The sequence below is a fragment of the Micromonospora sp. NPDC050980 genome (assembly GCF_040653835.1).
Taxonomy (GTDB): domain Bacteria; phylum Actinomycetota; class Actinomycetes; order Mycobacteriales; family Micromonosporaceae; genus Micromonospora.
The window spans coordinates 113104-130521 of sequence record NZ_JBFAGS010000001.1 but is presented as its reverse complement, the minus strand read 5'-3'; the positions used below and the strand labels follow the sequence as shown (position 1 = coordinate 130521).

The following is a 17418-nucleotide window of genomic DNA, read 5'->3' as shown; positions in this document are numbered from 1 at the left end:
GCACCTCCAGCAGGGGTGATTCGCCCGACTTGCCGCTCGGTTGGCTGGGGCGCCTCCCTCATCCTGGCGGAACGCGGTCCCGGCCCGGAACCGTCGTTGCCGCGGCGGTCGCGGGCCGGGAACACGTGCCGTCGTGGCCGGGTGAGGCGTGGAGCACGGCGGGGGAGCCGGTCCCCGGCCACGACGGACGTTCAGCGGCCGGTCATCAGCCGTCCCAGCGGTAGGGGCGACCGGGTGCGGGCTCCTCGACGGGCAGCACCTTGACCCGGTGTCGGCCGGCGCGTACCGCGCCGACGGCGGAGAGCGCCCGGGCGAGCAGGAGGGCGGCGTCCCGGTCCTCGGCGTGCACGACCTGGCGGCGGGGTTCGGGGGCGCGGGTCTCGTCCCGCAGGCGCCCCCCGTCGGCCCAGGCGGCGGCGATGTCGGCGTCGGCGGCGCTACGGATCTCGGTGCGGACGATCAGGAACCGCATGGTGTCCCCCGGAGACGGACGGGTGAGCGGTGGAACTTCCACATCACTCCAGGCGTCATCGTACGCCCGCGTGTCGTCCCAGCAAGTGAAACGGGCCGGCTCGACCGTTCGGGGGACCCCAGGTCAGGACGGTTGTCGAGGGTGGACAGGCGAGGGGCCGCCGGCGTGACGCCGACGGCCCCCGGGCACTCGCCGGATCAGTTCAGGTCGAACTGGCCGTTCTTCGCTCCGGCGATGAAGCCGAGCCAGCCAGCCCGGTTGAACAGCAGCACCGGCCCGCTCGGGTCCTTGCTGTCGCGCAGCGCCATGGTGGCCGGACCGGTGCCGAGCGGCGCGACCTCGACGCAGTTCGAGGTCTGGCTGCGGCTGCTCTTGCGCCAGGCGGCGCCGGCGAGCTGCCGCGACCGGGCGGACGTGCTGTTGCGGATCTCGTTCATGGTGTCCTGCTCCTGATCAGGTGCTCCGATGGGAACGAGCGACGCCGGCGGCGGACGGTGTCCGCCGGGGATCACCGTTCCGTCGTGAGGCGCCCCGAGCCCCGGCGGCGCTGGGTCGGCGCCGTTGCCGGCCCGTGCGCCACGGTGGACTCGACTGCCGTGCCGGTCGGCCGTCCCGTCGCCTCGATCAACCAGGTGAGGGTGTCCGATGCGGAGAGTGCCGACGAGCATAACCACTCGAACACCACTTTATAGCGATTTAGGGTGTTTACCTCGGTTGACATGACGTCGGTGAACCCACTTTCGATCGCCAACGTCTCCGGATCGAGGGGATCGGCGAACCGATAGACCGAGAACGCGGTCGGCGGAAGGTACCAGTCGCCCACCCGCGTGTCCCGCAGCAGCAGCCGCAGCTCCACGTTCGGCAGCAGAGCCAGTTCACACAGGTGGACGAGCTGCTCGTGCAGCACCTCCGGCGGCCCGGTCCGGCGGCCGAGCGCGGCCTCCTCCAGCACCGCGGTGTACTTGGGCACGTGGGTCAACAGGGACTGCCGGGCCTGCCGCGCGGCCACCCCGGTCTTCGGGTCCTCCGGATCCGGGTCGCCGGCCTCCTCGGCCACCCGGGCCGAGGACAGGATCCGGTGCCGGGCGTACCCGGGCGTCTGCAGCAGCCCCGGGACCAGCACCGGGTTGTATTCGGAGATCTCCGCGCAGCCCGCCTCCAGCTCGGCGAAGGCGCGCTGCTGCTGGGTCATCACCGGAAAGTTGCGCAGCCAGCCCCGCATGTCGCCGGCCTCGTGGGTGATCCCGGTCAGCTCGGCGCGCAACTCCTCGTCGGCGCCGTAGAGCGTCAGCAGCACGTCGACGTCGTCCGGGTCGGGTCGGCTGCGGCCGTTCTCCAACCGGGACAGCTTGGATGCGGAAGCCCAACCGATCCGCTCGATGACCTGGTCACCGGTGAGACCGGCCTGTTCGCGCAGCCGGCGCAGCTCGGTGCCGAGGCGGCGACGGCGCAGAAACGGACCTGGTGCGGCAGGAGGCACGGCGTCCTCATTTCCCGTCGACCGTCGCAGGACGCGACGGTAACTGTATGGAATTCGCCCCCCACGGCCAGTATGGACGGCGCGACCGGTGTCGGTGGGTCCGGCGAGGGCGTGTCACGAGACAAAAAGAGGACTGTGGAGAGCGCCTTCATCCGGCGCCCGCCCCCGACGCGCCCGCGGGCGCACCCGCCGGAGGGAACCGATGCGCACCGTCCTGCGCCGCCCCGACTTCCGCCTGCTCTTCGCCGCGATGGTGGCGAGCATGGCGGCGGAGTCGATCCTGCTGCTCGCCCTGGCCGTCTGGGTCAAGGACCTGACCGGCTCGGACAGCATGGCCGGGGCGACCGTCTTCGCCGTCATCGCGCCGATGGCGTTCGCCCCGCTGATGGGCTGGGTGGTGGACCGCTACCGCCGCCGGCCCTTCTTCACCGCCGCCAACCTGGCCGCCGCCGCGCTGCTCGGCCCGCTGCTCACGGTGCGGGACCGATCCGACGTGTGGATCATCTACCTGGTGGCGGCGCTCTACGGCCTCTCCTCGATCACCGTGGCCGCCGTGCTCAACGGGCTGATCCGGCACCTCGTGCCGGCCGACCTGCTGGCCGACGCGAACGGGGCGCTGCAGACCGTCCGCCAGGGGTTACGGCTGGTCGGGCCGCTCGCCGGGGCCGGCATCTATGCCGCGGTCGGGGGTTGGCTGCTGGTGACCCTGGCCATGGGCGGGTTCCTGGCCGCCGCCGCGGTGGTGGGCCTGCTGCCGGCGGACGAGAGCACGCCGCCGGAACCCGGCCGCCGCTGGCCGGCCGGCGTGGGGGCCGGGCTGCGACACCTGGTCCGCGAGGCGGCGCTGCGCCGGGCGCTGGTCGGCTACGGGCTCGGCTCGCTGGTGATGGGCTTCACCGAGTCGCTGATCTTCGCGTACGTCGATCTGGGCCTGCACCGGGACGCCGCGTTCGTCGGCGTGCTGGTCATGGTGCAGGGGATCGGCGGCCTGATCGGCGGCGTGCTCTCCGCCGCCGTGGTCCGCCGGCTCGGTGAACTCGGCACACTGGCCGCCGGGGTGACGTTCTTCGGCCCGGCCGCGCTGGCACTGGCGTACCCCCGGCTCTGGCTCGGGGTGGTGGCGCTGCTGCTGGCCGGCGTCTCGCTGCCGCTGACCATGGTGGGGTTGCACACGCTGGTCCAGCGCTGGTCGCCGCCGGCGCTGCTGGGCCGGGTCACCGCCGCGTCGAAGGCGGTGATCAGCGGACCGCAGGCGGTGTCCATCGGCGCCGGGGCGCTGCTCGTCGGCGTCTTCGACTACCGGCTGCTGTTCGCGCTGGTCGGCGTGGTCACCACGGCCGCCGGCCTCTATCTCTGGCGGGGCCGTGGGCTCACCCCGCCGGGGGCCGGCCCGACCCGCGTCCCGCGCCCGCGCCGGCCGCTCGACGGCGAACGGCCGCACCCGGTGCGGGTGCGACCGCTCGACAGGTTCGGGCAGGTCAGCCGGGGAGCGCGGCGAGGTGCTGCTTGACCTGGTTGATCGAGGGGTTGGTCAGGGCGCTGCCGTCGGCGAAACGCAGCGTCGGGACGGTCTGGTTGCCGCCGTTGACACCCATCACGAACTCCGCAGCCGCGGTGTCCTGCTCGATGTCGACCACCTCGTACGCGATGCCCTCCCGGTCGAGCTGCGACTTCAGCCGGTGGCAGTAGCCGCACCACGGGGTGGAATACATCGTCAGCATGGTCTGGTCCTCCAACTGTGGCTCGCGCCCGGTCCGATCAGGCCAGGCTAACCGCTGCAACGTCGCACGGGGCTGGGATGATTCCCTGCTGTGGGGGTTCACTCAGCGGCGGAACGGGTGCTGGCCGGGCTGGATCCGGAGCAGCGCTCCGCGGTCACCGCCCCGGCCGGCCCGGTCTGCATCCTGGCCGGGGCCGGGACCGGCAAGACCCGGGCGGTCACCGCGCGGATCGCCTACCGGGCGCTGTCCGGCGACATCGCGGCCCGACACGTGCTGGCGGTCACGTTCACCGCCCGCGCCGCGGCCGAGATGCGCAGCCGGCTCACCGTGATCGGGGTGGGTGGGGTGCAGGCGCGGACGTTCCACGCGGCGGCGCTGCGCCAGGTCCGCTACTTCGCCCCCCGGCTGCTGGCCGGGCGGGCCATGCCGGAGCTGCTGGACAGCAAGGTGCGGGTGGTCACGCTGGCCGCCGCCAAGGTGGGCCTGCGCGCCGACCGGGCCGCCGCCCGCGACCTCGCCGCCGAGATCGAGTGGGCGAAGTCCTCCCTGGTCGAGCCGGACGAGTACGCGGTGGCCGCGGCCAAGGCGCTGCGCGAGACGCCGTACGAGCCGGCCCGGGTGGCCGAGGTGTTCAGCGCGTACGAGCGGCTCAAGCGCGGCAACGGGGTGATCGACTTCGAGGACATGCTGCGTGCCGCGGTGTGGGGGATCGAGGAGCACCCGGACGTGGCCGAGCAGGTGCGCAACCAGTACCGGCACTTCGTGGTCGACGAATATCAGGACGTCAACCCGCTCCAGCAGCGGCTGCTGGATGTCTGGCTCGGCGGGCGCGACGACCTCACCGTGGTCGGCGACGCCAGTCAGACCATCTACTCGTTCACCGGGGCGACCTCGTCCTACCTGGTCGACTTCCCGCGCCAGCACCGCGGCGCGACAGTGGTCCGGCTGGTCCGCGACTACCGCTCCACCCCGCAGGTGGTCGGCCTGGCCAACGCGGTCATCTCGGCGGCCCGGGGCGCGGAGGCGCGGCTGCGGCTGGAACTGCACGGCCAGCGGCGACCCGGCCCCGAACCGGAGCTGCGGATCTTCACCGACGAGCCGGCCGAGGCCAACGCCGTCGCCGCCCGGTGCCGGGTGCTGCTGGTCGCCGGCACGCCGGCGCGGGAGATCGCGGTGCTGTTCCGCACCAACGCGCAGTCCGAGGCGTACGAGAAGGCGCTGTCCGAGGCCGAGGTGCCGTACGTGCTCCAGGGCGCGGAGCGGTTCTTCGAGCGGCCCGAGGTGCGCCAGGCGATGATCGCGCTGCGCGCCGCCACCCGTTCCGTCCCCGACGGGACGCCGCTGAGGGCGGCCGTGGTGGAGGGGCTCACCGCGGTCGGCTGGGCGCCGGACGCGCCCCCGCCCGGCGGCGCCGCCCGGGAACGCTGGGAGGCGCTCGCCGCGCTGGTCCAGCTCGCCGAGGAGTACTCGGCGAACGCGAGCAGCGAGCTTGCCGGCCCCGCGGTCGCGGGCGAGAGCCAAGCCCTACCGGTGCCGATCGGGGCGGCGGCCGAGGTGGAGCACCCGGTGACGCTTGTCGGCTTCACCGAGGAGCTGGCCCGCCGGGCCGCCCAGCAGCACGTGCCCACCGTGGAGGGGGTGACGCTGGCCTCGCTGCACTCGGCGAAGGGCCTGGAGTGGGACGCGGTGTTCCTGGTCGGGCTGGCCGAGGGCACGCTGCCCACCACCTACGCGAAGACACCGGAGCAGGTCGAGGAGGAGCGGCGGCTGCTCTACGTGGGGATCACCCGGGCCCGGGAGTGGCTCTGGCTGTCGTACGCGACGGCGCGTTCGCCCGGCGGCCGGGCCCGGCGCCCGTCCCGCTTCCTGCCCCAGCTCGACCGCTCGGGCGGCGGCGAGCGGGCCGGCCCCGGGCCGGCCCGGCGGGCCGAACGGCGGCGGCCCCAGGTGGTCTCCTGCCGGATCTGCGGCGCCACGCTGCTCGCCGGCGCGGACCGGAAGCTGGGCCGCTGCCCCACCTGCCCGTCCGACCTGGACGAGGCGTTGTACGAGCGGTTGCGCGAGTGGCGGCAGCGGGTGGCCGGCGCGCAGAAGGTGCCGGCGTACGTGGTGTTCACCGACGCCACGCTCACCGCGCTGGCCGAGCGGAAGCCGGCCCGCACCGAGGACCTGGTCGCGATCGCCGGGATCGGGCCCCGAAAAGTGGGGCTTTACGGGGATACGGTGCTGGCCCTGGTGGCGGGCGCGGCGGTCGACGACGTCTGCCCGCAGAAAACTTTCGAAATCTAGCCGTAAATCGTTTGCCCTCGCCCGACGGCGAGGAATAGCCTCAGGACACACCTCGCGAGCAGCGCTGTTCTGGCTGCTCAGGGGGGATGAGTCCATGGTCGGCACGAGGAAGGTCAGGGAGGTGGCACCAATGGAGATCTACACCTATGAGCGTCCGGCGATGCCGGCTGCCGGCGTTCCGCTGTCGGCCGTGCGGGTGGCCCCTGCCGCCCGACCGTCGGCTCCGCAGGCGCACCAGGTCCGGGTTCAGGCCGAGCTGAACCTGACCGTCGCGCCGATCACCGGAGTCGAGGGGACCAGTGGCTTCACGGGCATGGGCATCGATGGCGGCAAGAAGCGCACGGATGTCCGCGGCGTTCCACCTCGAGGTAGACCGGTCTGATCCACAGACCACCGGCTCACCTCGAGGCCGCGGAACCCGCACACCGGGATCCGCGGCCTCAGTTTTTTGTTCCACCGAAGTACCGAATGCGATCCACGAGATCGAAGTGAGAGAGAGGTGACCGGAGGATGAGTCTGGCGTTGGCCCCACTCGACGTGAGCGTCGAGGTGGAGGCGAACCTGCCCTGCCGGAAGTTCGACCCCGACCTGTGGTTCTCCGACCAGCCCGCCGAACTCGAACTGGCCAAGGCGCTCTGCGGGGACTGCCCGCTGCGCGTCGAGTGCCTGGCCGGGGCGGTGGATCGGGCCGAGCCGTGGGGCGTCTGGGGCGGCGAGATCTTCGAGCGTGGCGCGGTCGTCCCGCGCAAGCGGCCCCGTGGCCGTCCGCGCAAGGAGGACCTGGCCCGCGACGCCCAGCTCCGGGTCGAGGCGGAGGCGCGACTGGCGGCCAGTGGGCTGTCCGAGTCGCGTAGCGCCGTCCGGCTGGCAGCCTGACACACCTGCGTTCCGACGACCGACCGATGCCGGTGTCCCTCCACCGGCCGAGACGAGAGAGAAACCGATGCTGCACCTGCCGAACGGAACCGAGATGCAACTACTCCACGAAGCGTTGTCGAGGGCTCGAATGCCCCGGCCTCAGGCCGGTCGCACCACCACGAGCACTGAGGCAACCCGTTCCGCCCGTACCGTCGCCATGCGGAGCCGCGGCCAGTCGGCCCGCGACCTGGGCGTTCTCTAGTATCACCACGATTACGCAAGGGGCGGTGACCCGGCTGGGTCGCCGCCCCTTCGGCGTGCGGTGCGCTCAGGCCACCGGGGCGAAGCCGGGCAGCCAGCGCTCCAGGATCGCCCGGTAGGACGCCTTCGCCTCCAACTGGCAGAGCACCCCGATCGAACCCAGCGTCACCCGGTGGATCATCAGGTAGGACGGTGGCAGGTTGAGTTGCCGGCTGAGCTGGTAGGCGGCGGAGCGGGGGCTGGCCAGCCGGGCCGCCTCGGCCCGCAGCCAGGCCCGGGTGAAGCGGAACTCGTCGGCCGCGATCGGCTCCAGCATCGGCCGGAGGAAGTCGAGGACCGCGGGAGCGTCGATCGGCTCGTTCCGCCCGACGAAGCCCTCGTCGCGCAGCCCGTCCACCACCCCGTCGGCGTCGCCGCGCAGCGCGAGCGCGGCGATCCGGCCGATCGGCTCCGGCGTGCCCTCCGGCATCCGGGCCACCGCGCCGAAGTCGATCACACCGAGCCGGCCGTCGGGCAGCAGCCGGAAGTTGCCCGGGTGCGGGTCGGCGTGCAGCAGCCCGGCCCGCTCCGGCGCGGAGAGGTGCAGCTCGGCCATCAGCCGGCCGGCCTTGTTCCGCTGCTCGTCGGTGCCCTCCCGAATGATCTCGGAGAGCGGAATCCCCTCGACCCACTCGGTGATCAGCACCCGGGGCGCGGCGTCGAGCACCTCCGGGATGAAGATGTCCGGGTCGCCGGCGTACGCGGCGTGGAACGCCCGCTGCGACTCGGCCTCCAGCTCGTAGTCCAGCTCCTCGGTGATCCGCTCGCGCAGCTCGGCCAGCAGCGGTTTGACGTCCAGCCCCGGTTGGATCGCCCGGAACATGCCGCCCAGGCGGGAGAGCTGCTTGAGGTCGGCGAGCAGGGCGTCACCGGCCCCCGGATACTGGATCTTCACGGCCACGTCCCGGTGCCGGGGGCCACCGTTCGGCCCGTACCCCGGGTCGCGCCACACCGCCCGGTGCACCTGGCCGATGCTCGCCGCGGCGGCCGGGACGTCGTCGAAGGTGACGAACCGGTCCCGCCAGCCCGGCCCGAGCTGCTCGGCGAGCACCTTGTGCACGGTCGCCACGGGCAGCGGCGGGGCGGCCTCCTGGAGCTTGGTGAGCGCCTGCCGGTAGGGCGCGGCGACCTCCTCGGGCAGCGCCGCCTCGAAGACCGACAGGGCCTGGCCGAACTTCATCGCCCCGCCCTTGAGCTGCCCGAGGACGCTGAACAACTGCTCGGCCGTGCGCTGCTGGATCTCGGCGGAGATGACGTCGGACGCGAGCCCGGTGACCCGCTTGCCCATGCCGAGGACGGTTCGACCGGCGAATCCGAGCGGCAGGGCGGCGAGTTTGGCGGTGCGGGACACGGCCCGTCGCGGGATGTCGGTCACCCGACCATTGTTACCGACGCGAGGGGGCCGCTGCTGCCGTGCGGCCTTCAGCGGGCGGGGCCGACCGGATCGGGCGACGCCCGCAGCAGTCGCACGTGGGGTGCGGGGACCAGCGGCGACGCCGGAGGCGACCGGCGGCGTGGACCTCCACCGCCGACCCGAGCGTCTCGGGGGTGCCGCCGTCGAGGTGGGCGAGCGCCTCGGCCGTCGCGAAGGCCACCGCGGCGAGCCGGGTGGTGGTCGTGCAGGCCGGCTCACCGCCATCGGCCGCGAGCTGGGCGGCGAGCGCCGGCCAGTCCGGATCCCGGTCGCCGCGGTGCAGGTCGAGGCAGCGCAGGCAGGGGCCGGTGGGCGGGCGCACCAGCGGCCCGACCACGGGCACGCCGCCGCGCAGGTCGAGCAGGAGGTGGGGCTGCCGGCGGCGGGCGTAGCCGGCGGCGAGCAGCTCGGCCGGACGGCCGACGCCGAGCTGCACCACCAGGTCGGGCCGGGCGGTCCGCAGTGGGCCGGTGGCGGTGCCCGGAGCGCAGCGGGCCAGCGCCGCGCGTACCGCCGGGGCCAGCGGCCGGCCCAGCTCGGTGCCGGGCAGGCCGGTCCCGACCAGATCGCCGGCGCGCACCGGGCCGGACAGTTCGGGTGCGACGTGCCCGATCCCGGCCTGGGCCAGCGCCACGGCGACCGCCGCGCCGAGCCGGCCCGCACCGGTCACCAGCACCCGGGCGCCCCGGCGGCGGCGTAGCAGCCGGGCCGGCGTGCCGGGCAGGTGCGGCGTGGCCAGGGCCAGGGCGTCGGCCTCCGCGACCAGTCGGGCCCGGGGCGGTCCGGCGAGGTCGCGGGGGAGCAGCGTCTGCGCCGGTACGACGAGGCCAGCGGCCCGGAGCGCGTCGAGCAGGGCGCGTGCCTCGGCCGGCGGGACCCGGGCGGCGGTGGCCGCGGCCAGCACCGCGCGCTCGCTGCGGGTGCCGTCGAGCAGGTCGAGCACCTGGGTGGTGCCCGGGGTGGAGACCTCCAGCAGCACCGCCGGACCGGGTTCCACCCCGAGTTGGAGGGTGTGCCGGTCACGCCAGAGGCGGGTCAGGCCGGGCAGCAGGGTGGGGCGGATGAGCGGCGTCGGCTGGGTCACACCACGAATGGTGACCGTGCCCGAGCGCTCCGTCGTTCGTTGTCCACAGGCGCGGCGCGTCATCACCAGCCTTGTCCACAGGACATCGCCGGTTTTCCACAACCGGCGGGTAACCGTGTCGGATCACCGACCGACGGGGGAGGGGCGGCCGGGTGGCCGCCCCTCCCCCGAACGAACCCGGACGGGTCAGACCTTGGCCTTGCCCAGGATGCGGTTCACTGTTGTGCCGCACACCGGGCACTTGCCCTTGGCCATGTTCATGCCGGTCTTCGAGACCTCCACGTGCCCCTCGAAGTCCCGCTTCTCCTTGCACTTGACGCAGTAACCGTTGTAGGTCTGGGCCTGGTCGGCCACGGTAGCCTCCTCGTCTCGTCCGCCGGAGGTGTCCCGGCGGGTCTCCCTGCGGCGGGCCACGCGTGACGCCGGCGCCGGGTGTTTCCGCGATCAGTCTCCTGACCGCTGGTTGGCGGACCCTACCCAGGTCTGGGCGGTTCCATGTCAGCTGCACGTCGACTCTGTGAGCAAGTCGACGACGAGAGTGTGCCTGCCGATTAACGTCGGATAAGTGAGTTTCGCGAGGACACGCCGGTTAAATGCGTTCAGATCCTCTTGACGCGGCCCCCGCGCCGACCACCCGCCGTAGATCATCTAACGTGGCGGTCGGCCGGCAAGTGATGGTCAACTACCGTCGCAAAGAAATTTTTCGGGACTCCTGACCACCAACCGTCATTTTCCGGGCGCGTGTCGTCGTGTTGACTCTTGCGGACTCCTGGTCAGTACGCATTAGCTTTCCTTCGTGACAGTCAACCGAGGCTGCGCGGGGCGGTAATGGCCGTGGCGCGGAAGCCCGTCGTCGAGGTGCGGCGCAGTCAGCGCCGGCGACGCACGGTGTCCGCGTACCGGGACGGCGAGCGCGTCGTCGTGCTCATCCCGGACCAGTTCTCCCGCGCCGAGGAGAGCGAGTGGGTGGACCGGATGCTGGCTCGCCTGGCCGCCCGGGAGGGCCGCTTCGCCCGCTCGGACGCCGAACTGCTCGCCCGGGCCGGCCGCCTCATCGCGCTCTACCTGCCGGAGCACGGCTCGGCCGCCGAGCCGGCGAGCGTGCGCTGGGTGACCAACCAGAACGGCCGCTGGGGCTCCTGCACCCCGGCCGACCGCACCATCCGGATCTCCCACCGGATCCAGGACATGCCCGACTGGGTGATCGACTACGTCCTCCTGCACGAGCTTGCGCACCTGATCGTTCCCAGTCACAACGCCACCTTCTGGTCCCTGGTCGCCCGCTACCCCAAGGCCGAGCGGGCCCGCGGCTACCTGGAGGGCGTGGCCGCCACCGCCGGCATCTGACCCCACCCACCCCGCGCGCTCTGTCGTCGATCATGAAGTTGGCCGCTTGGTTCGTCCCTTTCGTCACGGCCAACTTCATGATCGACGAGACGGGGTGGGTGGGGCGGTGGCGGGTTAGGGTCGGCGGATGGCCGGACGTGTGGTGGTGGCGTTGCTCAACCCGGTGACCTGGTCGCCGCCGGGGATCGGGACGGCGCGGTGGCGGGCCGCCCTCGCCGAGGACGTGGTGGACCTGCTGGCCACCCTGAACGAGGTGGAGACCGCGGTGGCGGTCACGCCGGTCGACCGCTGGCTGGCCGACGCGGTGGTCTGGCCGGGCACCGCCGTGTACGAGGTGCCCGAACCCACCCCGAACGCGGTCTTCGCCGTCCTCGCCGGCTGTGACCAGGCGGCCGTGGTCGCCGCCGACGCGCCCGACGTGCCCGGACTGACGCTCGGCAAGCTGCTCCGGCCGCTGTCCAGCCGGCCGGTGGCGGTCGCCCCGGCGGAGGGGAGCGAGCCCGGCCTGCTCGGGGTGGCCGCGCGGCTACCCGCACCGCAGTGGTTGCCGGCGCTGGATCTCGACACGTCCGCGCCGGCCGAGGTCCGGGCCGCGGCGCCCCGGCCCGGCGAGGTGGCGGTCACCGCGGGTTGGCGTCGCCTGCGCGGCCCGGCCGACCTCGGCACCCTCGACCCGGCCTTCGAGGGCTGGGACGCCACCCGGGCGCTGCTCTCCGGCCGCCCCGGCTGAGCGACCGCCCCGGCTGACCGACCGCCCCGGCTGACCGGCCGCCCCGGCTGACCGGCCGCCCCGGCTGGCCGGCCCGGACGCGGTGACGCGGCTCCGGTCGGGCCAGGCCGACGCCCGCCGCGGCGGCCAGCCCGGCCCCGGTAGGCGACGGGGCCCGCACGGAGATCCGTGCGGGCCCCGACGCGCGTCCGAGAGTCAGGACCTGTCGTCGTCCTCGCCCGGGGTCGGCTCCGCCGGCCCACCGGGCGCGGAGAAGTCGAAGTTCGCCAGCTCGTCGTCCAGGTCGCTGCCGGTCGCCGCGAACGCCTCGGGGGCGGCGAAGTCGTCGTCCGACGGGAGCAGGTCGGGGTGGCCCCACACCGCGTCCCGGCCGGCGATGCCGCGCTGCTCGGTGAGCGCCGCCCAGAGCACTGTCGCCTCGCGCAGGCGGCGCGGCCGTAGTTCCAGGCCGACGAGCGCGGCGAACGTCTGCTCGGCCGGGCCACCTGCGGCCCGGCGGCGGCGGAACGCCTCGCCGAGGCTCACCACGTTGGGCAGGCGGTCGCCGGCGGCGTTGTCCACCACGTGGCACACCCAACCCTCGACCAGGGCGAGGACGGTCTCCAGCCGGGCCAGCGACGCCTTCTGCGCCGGAGTGTCCTCGGGGGTGAAGATGCCCTCCAGCGCGATCGCCTGCATCGACTCCGGGTCGGTCGGGTCGACCCGGCCCATCGCCTCCTCGATCGCCTCCCGGTTGACCCGGATGCCGGCGGCGTAGTTCTCCACCGCCGTGAGCACGTGCCCGCGCAGCCACGGCACGTGTTGGAACAGCCGCTGGTGGGCGGCCTCGCGCAGGGCGACGTAGAGGCGAACCTCGTCCTCCGGCAGCTCCAGGCCCGCGCCGTACGCCTTGATGTTGGCGGGGATGAGCGCGGCGGCGCCGGCGGGGCCGAGCGGCAGGCCGATGTCGCCGGCGGAGAGCACCTCGGCGGCGAGCGAGCCGAGCGCCTGGCCGAGCTGGCCGCCGAAGAGCGCGCCGCCCAGCGTGGCGACCATCGACTGCATCGGGCCGAGCTGGGCCCGCGCCTCCGGCGGCACCAGGTCGCCCATCGCGCCGACCATCCGACTCGCCACCGGGTCGCAGAGCTTGCGCCACACGTCGAGCGTTTTGAAGATCCACTCGTTGCGGTTCCAGGCGACCGAGGACCGGATGCCGGTGGGCCACGAGGTCGCCGGCTCCAGCCAGAGGTCGGCGATCCGGAGCGCCTCCTCCACCGCGTTGCGTTCGAACGGCGAGACCGCCGGGTCGCCGGCGGCGGCGAGCTGGCTCGCGGCCACCTGGCGGGCGAGGTCCCAGTTGACCGGCCCGCTGCCCGGCGCGGACAGCAGATGCTGCAACTGCGACATGAACTGCTGCATCTGCGCGGGATCATTGGGGTCTGGTGGTTGACCACCCGGGAGCGCGAAGCCGAACGGAATATCAGGCACGACATCTACGGTACGCGGGCCCCGCCGCAGGTCGTGCCCGTCGGCGTTGCGCTGAGGGCGAAGTCGCCCGGTCACCGCGCCGGACGACGCGGCCCGGATCGGTACGCTCTGGCGCATGAGACGTCGCGGCCTGACCGTCATGCTCGGTGCCCTGCTCACCGCCCTGCTCAGCGTCGGGGTGCTGAGCGTGCCCCTGCCGTACGTGGTGCTCGGCCCCGGCCCGACGGTCAACACGCTCGGCAGCGAGGACGGCAAGGAGATCATCCAGGTCAGCGGTCGCGCGACGTCGACCTCCGCCGGCCAGCTCCGGCTCACCACGGTCGGCGTGCAGCCCACCGTGCGGCTCCGGTCGGCGCTGGCTGGTTGGTTCTCCTCGGACGAGGCGGTGGTGCCGCGTGAACTGGTCTACCCGCCGGGCGAGTCGCAGGAGGAGGTCGAGAAGCGCAACGCGGAGGACTTCCAGAACTCGCAGACCAGCGCCGAGACGGCGGCCCTGCGCGAGCTGGGCTATCCGATCAAGGTGCTGGTCAAGGCGGTCACCCCGGGCGGGCCGTCGGCCGGCGCGCTCCGCGCGGACGACGTGCTCACCTCGGTCGACGGCACGCCGGTGACGAGCGCGGCCAAGCTCACCGAGCTGATCCGGGCCAGGCCGGCCGGCACCGCGTTGCGGATCGGCTACACCCGGGCCGGCGTCCCGGGCACCGCCACGGTGACCAGCCGCGAGCAGGACGGCCGGCCGCGCATCGGTGTCGAGATCGACCAGCAGCAACCACATCCGTTCACCCTCAAGATCGACCTTGGGGACATCGGCGGGCCGAGCGCGGGCCTGATGTTCACCCTGGGCATCATCGACAAGCTGGAGCCGGCGGACCTGACCGGTGGGAAGATCGTCGCCGGCACCGGGACCATCGACGACGAGGGCCGGGTCGGCCCGATCGGCGGCATCGCGCAGAAGCTGGTCGGCGCCAAGGACGCCGGCGCGAAGGTCTTCCTGGTCCCCGCGGACAACTGCGCCGAGGCGGTCCGTAACTCGCAGCCGGATCTGCCGTTGCTCCGGGTGGCGACGCTCGACGACGCGCTCAAGGCGCTGGAGACGCTGCGTGCCGGGGGGCAGCCGACGCGCTGCTGAGCAGGACCGGTCAACGGCCCCCGGGCGATCGTGACGTGACCTTGACCCGACGTGTTCAGGAACACCCCGTACTCTGGGGTGCCTGGTCGGAGCCGATCACCTCAAACGTGCGGAGCCAATAGTGGTCATGCGTAGCAGTCCCCTGCCGAGGATGAGCCGACGCGGACGCGTCACCATCGGGGTCCTGGTCGGGGTGTTCGTGCTGTTCACCCTGCTCGGCTGGGGGGTCAACGCCTGGACCGACTGGCTCTGGTTCGACGAGGTCCGCTACACCCAGGTCTTCACCGGCGTGCTCGCCACCCGGCTGCTGCTGTTCCTGGTGGTCGGTGTCGGTCTGGGGCTGATCGTCGGCGGCAACCTCTGGCTGGCCTACCGGCTGCGACCCCGGATGCGTCCGCACTCGGCCGAGCAGGCCACGCTGGAGCGCTACCGGATGCTGCTGAGTCCCCGGCTCGGCACCTGGATCGCCCTGGTCTCCGCCGTGGTCGGCCTGTTCGCCGGGCTCTCCGCGCAGACCCGCTGGGCGCAGTGGCTGCTGTTCCGCAACGGCGGCAACTTCGGGGTCAAGGACCCCGAGTTCGGCGTCGATGTCGGCTTCTACGTCTTCCAGCTCCCGTTCTGGCGCTACGTGCTCGGCGTGGGCTTCACCGCGGTGGTGCTGGCCCTGCTCGGCGCGTTGGCCGTGCACTACATCTTCGGCGGGGTGCGCCTGCAGGGCGTCGGCGACCGGATGACCAACGCCGCCCGCGCCCACCTCAGCACGCTGGTGGCCGTCTTCGTCCTGCTCAAGGCCGTCGCGTACGTGCTCGACCGGCGCGCCATGCTGCTGGAGTACAACGAGGGCGCCAAGCTCTACGGCGCCGGCTACGCCGACGTGAACGCGCTGCTCCCGGCGAAGGAGATCCTGGCCTGGATCTCCGTCCTGGTGGCGCTGGCGATCATCGTGTTCTCCAACGCGGTGATGCGGAACCTGGTCTGGCCGGGCATCTCGCTGGCCCTGCTGGGCGTCTCCGCGGTGGCGATCGGCGGCATCTACCCGTGGGCCGTGCAGACGTTCGAGGTGAAGCCGAGCGCCCGGGACAAGGAGGCGCCATACATCGAACGCAGCATCGACGCCACCCGGTCCGCGTTCGGCCTCGACGGCACCAAGAGCACCGGGTACGCGGCGAGCAACCTCGTGCCACCGGCCAGCCTGGCCACCGACACCTCGGTGGTGTCCAACATCCGGCTGCTCGACCCGCAACTGGTCTCCGAGACCTACACGCAGCTCCAGCAGGTGCGTGGCTTCTACGACTTCGGCTCGAAGCTGGACATCGACAGATACTCGGTCAAGGACAAGACCTCCGACTACGTGGTCGGCGTCCGCGAGATCAACTACGGCGAGCTGACCGACCAGCAGAGCAACTGGATCAACCGGCACACCGTCTACACCCACGGCTACGGCCTGGTCGCCGCGCCGGCGAACCAGGTGGTCTGCGGCGGTCAGCCGTACTTCGTCTCCGGCTTCCTCGGTGAGAAGGCCCAGGAGGCGTGCTCCGCGCCGACCGAGGAGATCCCGGCCCAGCAGCCGCGGATCTACTACGGCGAGCGGATGGAGGCCGACGACTACGCGATCGTGGGGCAGACCGGCGACCGCAACGTCGAGTTCGACCGGCCCACCCAGACCGGCGGCGAGCAGTACTACACCTACAGCGGCGAGGGCGGCGTCAAGGTCGGCTCGTTCGCCCGCCGGCTGCTCTACGCGATCAAGGAGCAGGAGTCGAACTTCCTGCTCTCCGAGGCGGTCAACGAGAACTCGAAGCTGCTCTACGTGCGCAACCCGCGCGACCGGGTGGAGAAGGTCGCGCCGTTCCTCACCCTCGACGGCGACCCTTACCCGGCGGTGGTGAACGGCCGCGTCCTGTGGATCATCGACGGCTACACCACGGCCGCCACCTACCCGTACGCCGAGCGGGTCAACCTCCAGGCGGAGACCACCGACGAACTGACCGGCCGGGGCACGTTCCAGCTCGCCCGGGAGAACGTCAACTACATCCGCAACTCGGTGAAGGCGACCGTCGACGCGTACGACGGCACGGTCAAGCTCTACTCGTACGACGACACCGACCCGGTGCTCAAGGCGTGGAACAAGGCGTTCGGCGGCGACCTCGTGCTGCCCAAGGGCGACATCCCGGCCGAACTGGCCGAGCACTTCCGCTACCCGGTCGACCTGTTCAAAGTGCAGCGCAACCTGCTCACCAAGTTCCACGTCACCGACCCCGGCGACTTCTACTCCGGCCAGGACTTCTGGCAGGTGCCGAACGTGCCGGACGCGCCGGACAGCGGGCAGAAGCAGCCGCCCTACTACCTGTTCACCCAGTTCCCCGGGCAGAGCGGGCCACGGTTCCAGTTGACCTCCGCGGTCACCCCGAACGGGCGGCAGAACCTGGCCGCGCTCGTCTCCGGCTCGTACGTGGACGGGCAGCCGCGGCTGGAGGTGCTGGAGCTGCCGGATCAGACCCGGATCTCCGGGCCGACGCAGGTGCACCAGCAGATGACCAACAACGGCGACATCCGCCAGCAGCTCAACCTGCTCTCCTCCAACCAGGCCCAGGTGCAGTACGGCAACCTGCTGTCGCTGCCGTTCGCCGACGGGATGCTCTACGTCGAGCCGGTCTACGTGAAGAGCAGCAGCCAGGACGCTTACCCGCTGCTGCAGAAGGTGCTGCTCTCGTACGGTGACGGTGGTTCGTACGTGGTGCTCGCCAACAACCTCAACGACGGCATCAAGCAGTTGGTCGAGCAGGGCAAGCGGGCCGGGGCGGGCAGTCCACCGCCGTCGACCGACGACGGTGGCACCCCGCCGCCGTCGGGGGGCGACAACAACAACCCGCCGCCGCTCACCGGCGAGCTGGCCGACGCGGCCGGCAGGGTGCAGAGCGCCATCGCCGAGGTCAAGGCCGCGCAGGCGTCCGGCGACTTCGAGCGGTACGGGCGGGCGTTGAAGGCGCTGGACGAGGCGATGACCGCGTTCCAGCAGGCTCAGGCGGCGGCGGGTGGGTCCGCCACGCCCTCGGGCAGCGCGTCGCCCTCGGCGTCGCCCTCGCCGTCGGCGAGCGGCTGACCCGTTTTGCGCCTCGTCGGGTCG

The 17418-nt window shown here is 72.6% G+C and carries 16 protein-coding genes; 8 read left to right on the top strand and 8 right to left on the bottom strand.

Annotated elements, in window-relative coordinates:
• Positions 1-205: 205 nt before the first annotated feature.
• From AB0H28_RS00640 to AB0H28_RS00630, 3 genes are all read right to left on the bottom strand, one after another.
• Positions 206-472 carry a hypothetical protein gene (locus tag AB0H28_RS00640; protein WP_358032215.1) on the bottom strand — a complete coding sequence of 89 codons (267 nt, stop codon included), beginning with the start codon at positions 470-472 and terminating at the stop codon, positions 206-208.
• A 197-nt stretch (positions 473-669) separates the two neighbouring features.
• Positions 670-909, bottom strand: a complete 240-nt coding sequence (locus tag AB0H28_RS00635; RefSeq protein ID WP_358032212.1) for a DUF397 domain-containing protein — start codon at positions 907-909, stop codon at positions 670-672.
• A 71-nt stretch (positions 910-980) separates the two neighbouring features.
• On the bottom strand, positions 981-1952 hold the full coding sequence (locus tag AB0H28_RS00630; protein WP_358032210.1) for a helix-turn-helix transcriptional regulator: 972 nt from the start codon (positions 1950-1952) through the stop codon (positions 981-983).
• 202 nt (positions 1953-2154) lie between these two features.
• Here AB0H28_RS00630 and AB0H28_RS00625 point away from each other — a divergent pair, with 202 nt between their 5' ends.
• Positions 2155-3462, top strand: coding sequence for an MFS transporter (locus AB0H28_RS00625; RefSeq protein ID WP_358032207.1), 1308 nt, complete (start codon positions 2155-2157; stop codon positions 3460-3462).
• Here the strand turns inward: AB0H28_RS00625 and AB0H28_RS00620 are convergent.
• Positions 3431-3673, bottom strand: a complete 243-nt coding sequence (locus AB0H28_RS00620; protein WP_091068606.1) for a mycoredoxin — start codon at positions 3671-3673, stop codon at positions 3431-3433. The genes AB0H28_RS00625 and AB0H28_RS00620 overlap by 32 nt on opposite strands.
• A gap of 90 nt (positions 3674-3763) precedes the next feature.
• Between AB0H28_RS00620 and AB0H28_RS00615 the strand changes: the two genes are divergently transcribed.
• The 3 genes from AB0H28_RS00615 to AB0H28_RS00605 all read left to right on the top strand — a co-directional run bounded on the left by AB0H28_RS00615 (position 3764) and on the right by AB0H28_RS00605 (position 6838).
• On the top strand, positions 3764-5962 hold the full coding sequence (locus tag AB0H28_RS00615) for an ATP-dependent DNA helicase UvrD2 (RefSeq protein WP_358032204.1): 2199 nt from the start codon (positions 3764-3766) through the stop codon (positions 5960-5962).
• A 130-nt stretch (positions 5963-6092) separates the two neighbouring features.
• Positions 6093-6344, top strand: a complete 252-nt coding sequence (locus AB0H28_RS00610; RefSeq protein ID WP_358032201.1) for a hypothetical protein — start codon at positions 6093-6095, stop codon at positions 6342-6344.
• A 128-nt stretch (positions 6345-6472) separates the two neighbouring features.
• Entirely contained in the window at positions 6473-6838 is a 366-nt protein-coding gene (locus tag AB0H28_RS00605; protein WP_358032198.1) for a WhiB family transcriptional regulator, read from the top strand.
• Positions 6839-7148: 310 nt separating this feature from the next.
• Here AB0H28_RS00605 and AB0H28_RS00600 read toward each other — a convergent pair whose 3' ends face one another.
• The 3 genes from AB0H28_RS00600 to AB0H28_RS00590 all read right to left on the bottom strand — a co-directional run bounded on the left by AB0H28_RS00600 (position 7149) and on the right by AB0H28_RS00590 (position 9972).
• Positions 7149-8495 carry an AarF/ABC1/UbiB kinase family protein gene (locus AB0H28_RS00600; RefSeq protein WP_358032195.1) on the bottom strand — a complete coding sequence of 449 codons (1347 nt, stop codon included), beginning with the start codon at positions 8493-8495 and terminating at the stop codon, positions 7149-7151.
• 10 nt (positions 8496-8505) lie between these two features.
• Entirely contained in the window at positions 8506-9618 is a 1113-nt protein-coding gene (locus AB0H28_RS00595) for a TOMM precursor leader peptide-binding protein (RefSeq protein WP_358032192.1), read from the bottom strand.
• Between the two features lie 186 nt (positions 9619-9804).
• Positions 9805-9972 (bottom strand): DUF5679 domain-containing protein, encoded by a 168-nt coding sequence (locus tag AB0H28_RS00590; RefSeq protein ID WP_007464795.1) that lies wholly within the window; start codon positions 9970-9972, stop codon positions 9805-9807.
• 474 nt (positions 9973-10446) lie between these two features.
• Here AB0H28_RS00590 and AB0H28_RS00585 point away from each other — a divergent pair, with 474 nt between their 5' ends.
• On the top strand, positions 10447-10965 hold the full coding sequence (locus AB0H28_RS00585; RefSeq protein ID WP_358032189.1) for a M48 family metallopeptidase: 519 nt from the start codon (positions 10447-10449) through the stop codon (positions 10963-10965).
• A gap of 127 nt (positions 10966-11092) precedes the next feature.
• Entirely contained in the window at positions 11093-11695 is a 603-nt protein-coding gene (locus AB0H28_RS00580) for a hypothetical protein (protein ID WP_358032186.1), read from the top strand.
• A 195-nt stretch (positions 11696-11890) separates the two neighbouring features.
• On the opposite strand, the gene AB0H28_RS00575 is transcribed toward AB0H28_RS00580, so the two are convergent.
• On the bottom strand, positions 11891-13162 hold the full coding sequence (locus AB0H28_RS00575) for a zinc-dependent metalloprotease (protein WP_358032184.1): 1272 nt from the start codon (positions 13160-13162) through the stop codon (positions 11891-11893).
• Between the two features lie 115 nt (positions 13163-13277).
• Between AB0H28_RS00575 and AB0H28_RS00570 the strand changes: the two genes are divergently transcribed.
• A complete protein-coding gene (locus AB0H28_RS00570) occupies positions 13278-14291 on the top strand; it encodes a PDZ domain-containing protein (RefSeq protein WP_358032182.1) in 1014 nt (337 codons plus the stop codon).
• 127 nt (positions 14292-14418) lie between these two features.
• On the top strand, positions 14419-17394 hold the full coding sequence (locus AB0H28_RS00565) for a UPF0182 family protein (RefSeq protein WP_358032180.1): 2976 nt from the start codon (positions 14419-14421) through the stop codon (positions 17392-17394).
• The last annotated feature ends 24 nt before the right edge of the window (positions 17395-17418 follow it).

Excerpts from the sequence above, each read along its gene's own strand:
- AB0H28_RS00640 (WP_358032215.1), bottom strand. The coding sequence starts at position 472 with ATGCGGTTCCTGATCGTCCGCACCGAGATCCGTAGCGCCGCCGACGCC.
- AB0H28_RS00635 (WP_358032212.1), bottom strand. The coding sequence starts at position 909 with ATGAACGAGATCCGCAACAGCACGTCCGCCCGGTCGCGGCAGCTCGCC.
- AB0H28_RS00625 (WP_358032207.1), top strand. The coding sequence starts at position 2,155 with ATGCGCACCGTCCTGCGCCGCCCCGACTTCCGCCTGCTCTTCGCCGCG.
- AB0H28_RS00620 (WP_091068606.1), bottom strand. The coding sequence starts at position 3,673 with ATGCTGACGATGTATTCCACCCCGTGGTGCGGCTACTGCCACCGGCTG.
- AB0H28_RS00610 (WP_358032201.1), top strand. The coding sequence starts at position 6,093 with ATGGAGATCTACACCTATGAGCGTCCGGCGATGCCGGCTGCCGGCGTT.
- AB0H28_RS00605 (WP_358032198.1), top strand. The coding sequence starts at position 6,473 with ATGAGTCTGGCGTTGGCCCCACTCGACGTGAGCGTCGAGGTGGAGGCG.
- AB0H28_RS00585 (WP_358032189.1), top strand. The coding sequence starts at position 10,447 with ATGGCCGTGGCGCGGAAGCCCGTCGTCGAGGTGCGGCGCAGTCAGCGC.
- AB0H28_RS00580 (WP_358032186.1), top strand. The coding sequence starts at position 11,093 with ATGGCCGGACGTGTGGTGGTGGCGTTGCTCAACCCGGTGACCTGGTCG.
- AB0H28_RS00570 (WP_358032182.1), top strand. The coding sequence starts at position 13,278 with ATGAGACGTCGCGGCCTGACCGTCATGCTCGGTGCCCTGCTCACCGCC.
- AB0H28_RS00565 (WP_358032180.1), top strand. The coding sequence starts at position 14,419 with ATGCGTAGCAGTCCCCTGCCGAGGATGAGCCGACGCGGACGCGTCACC.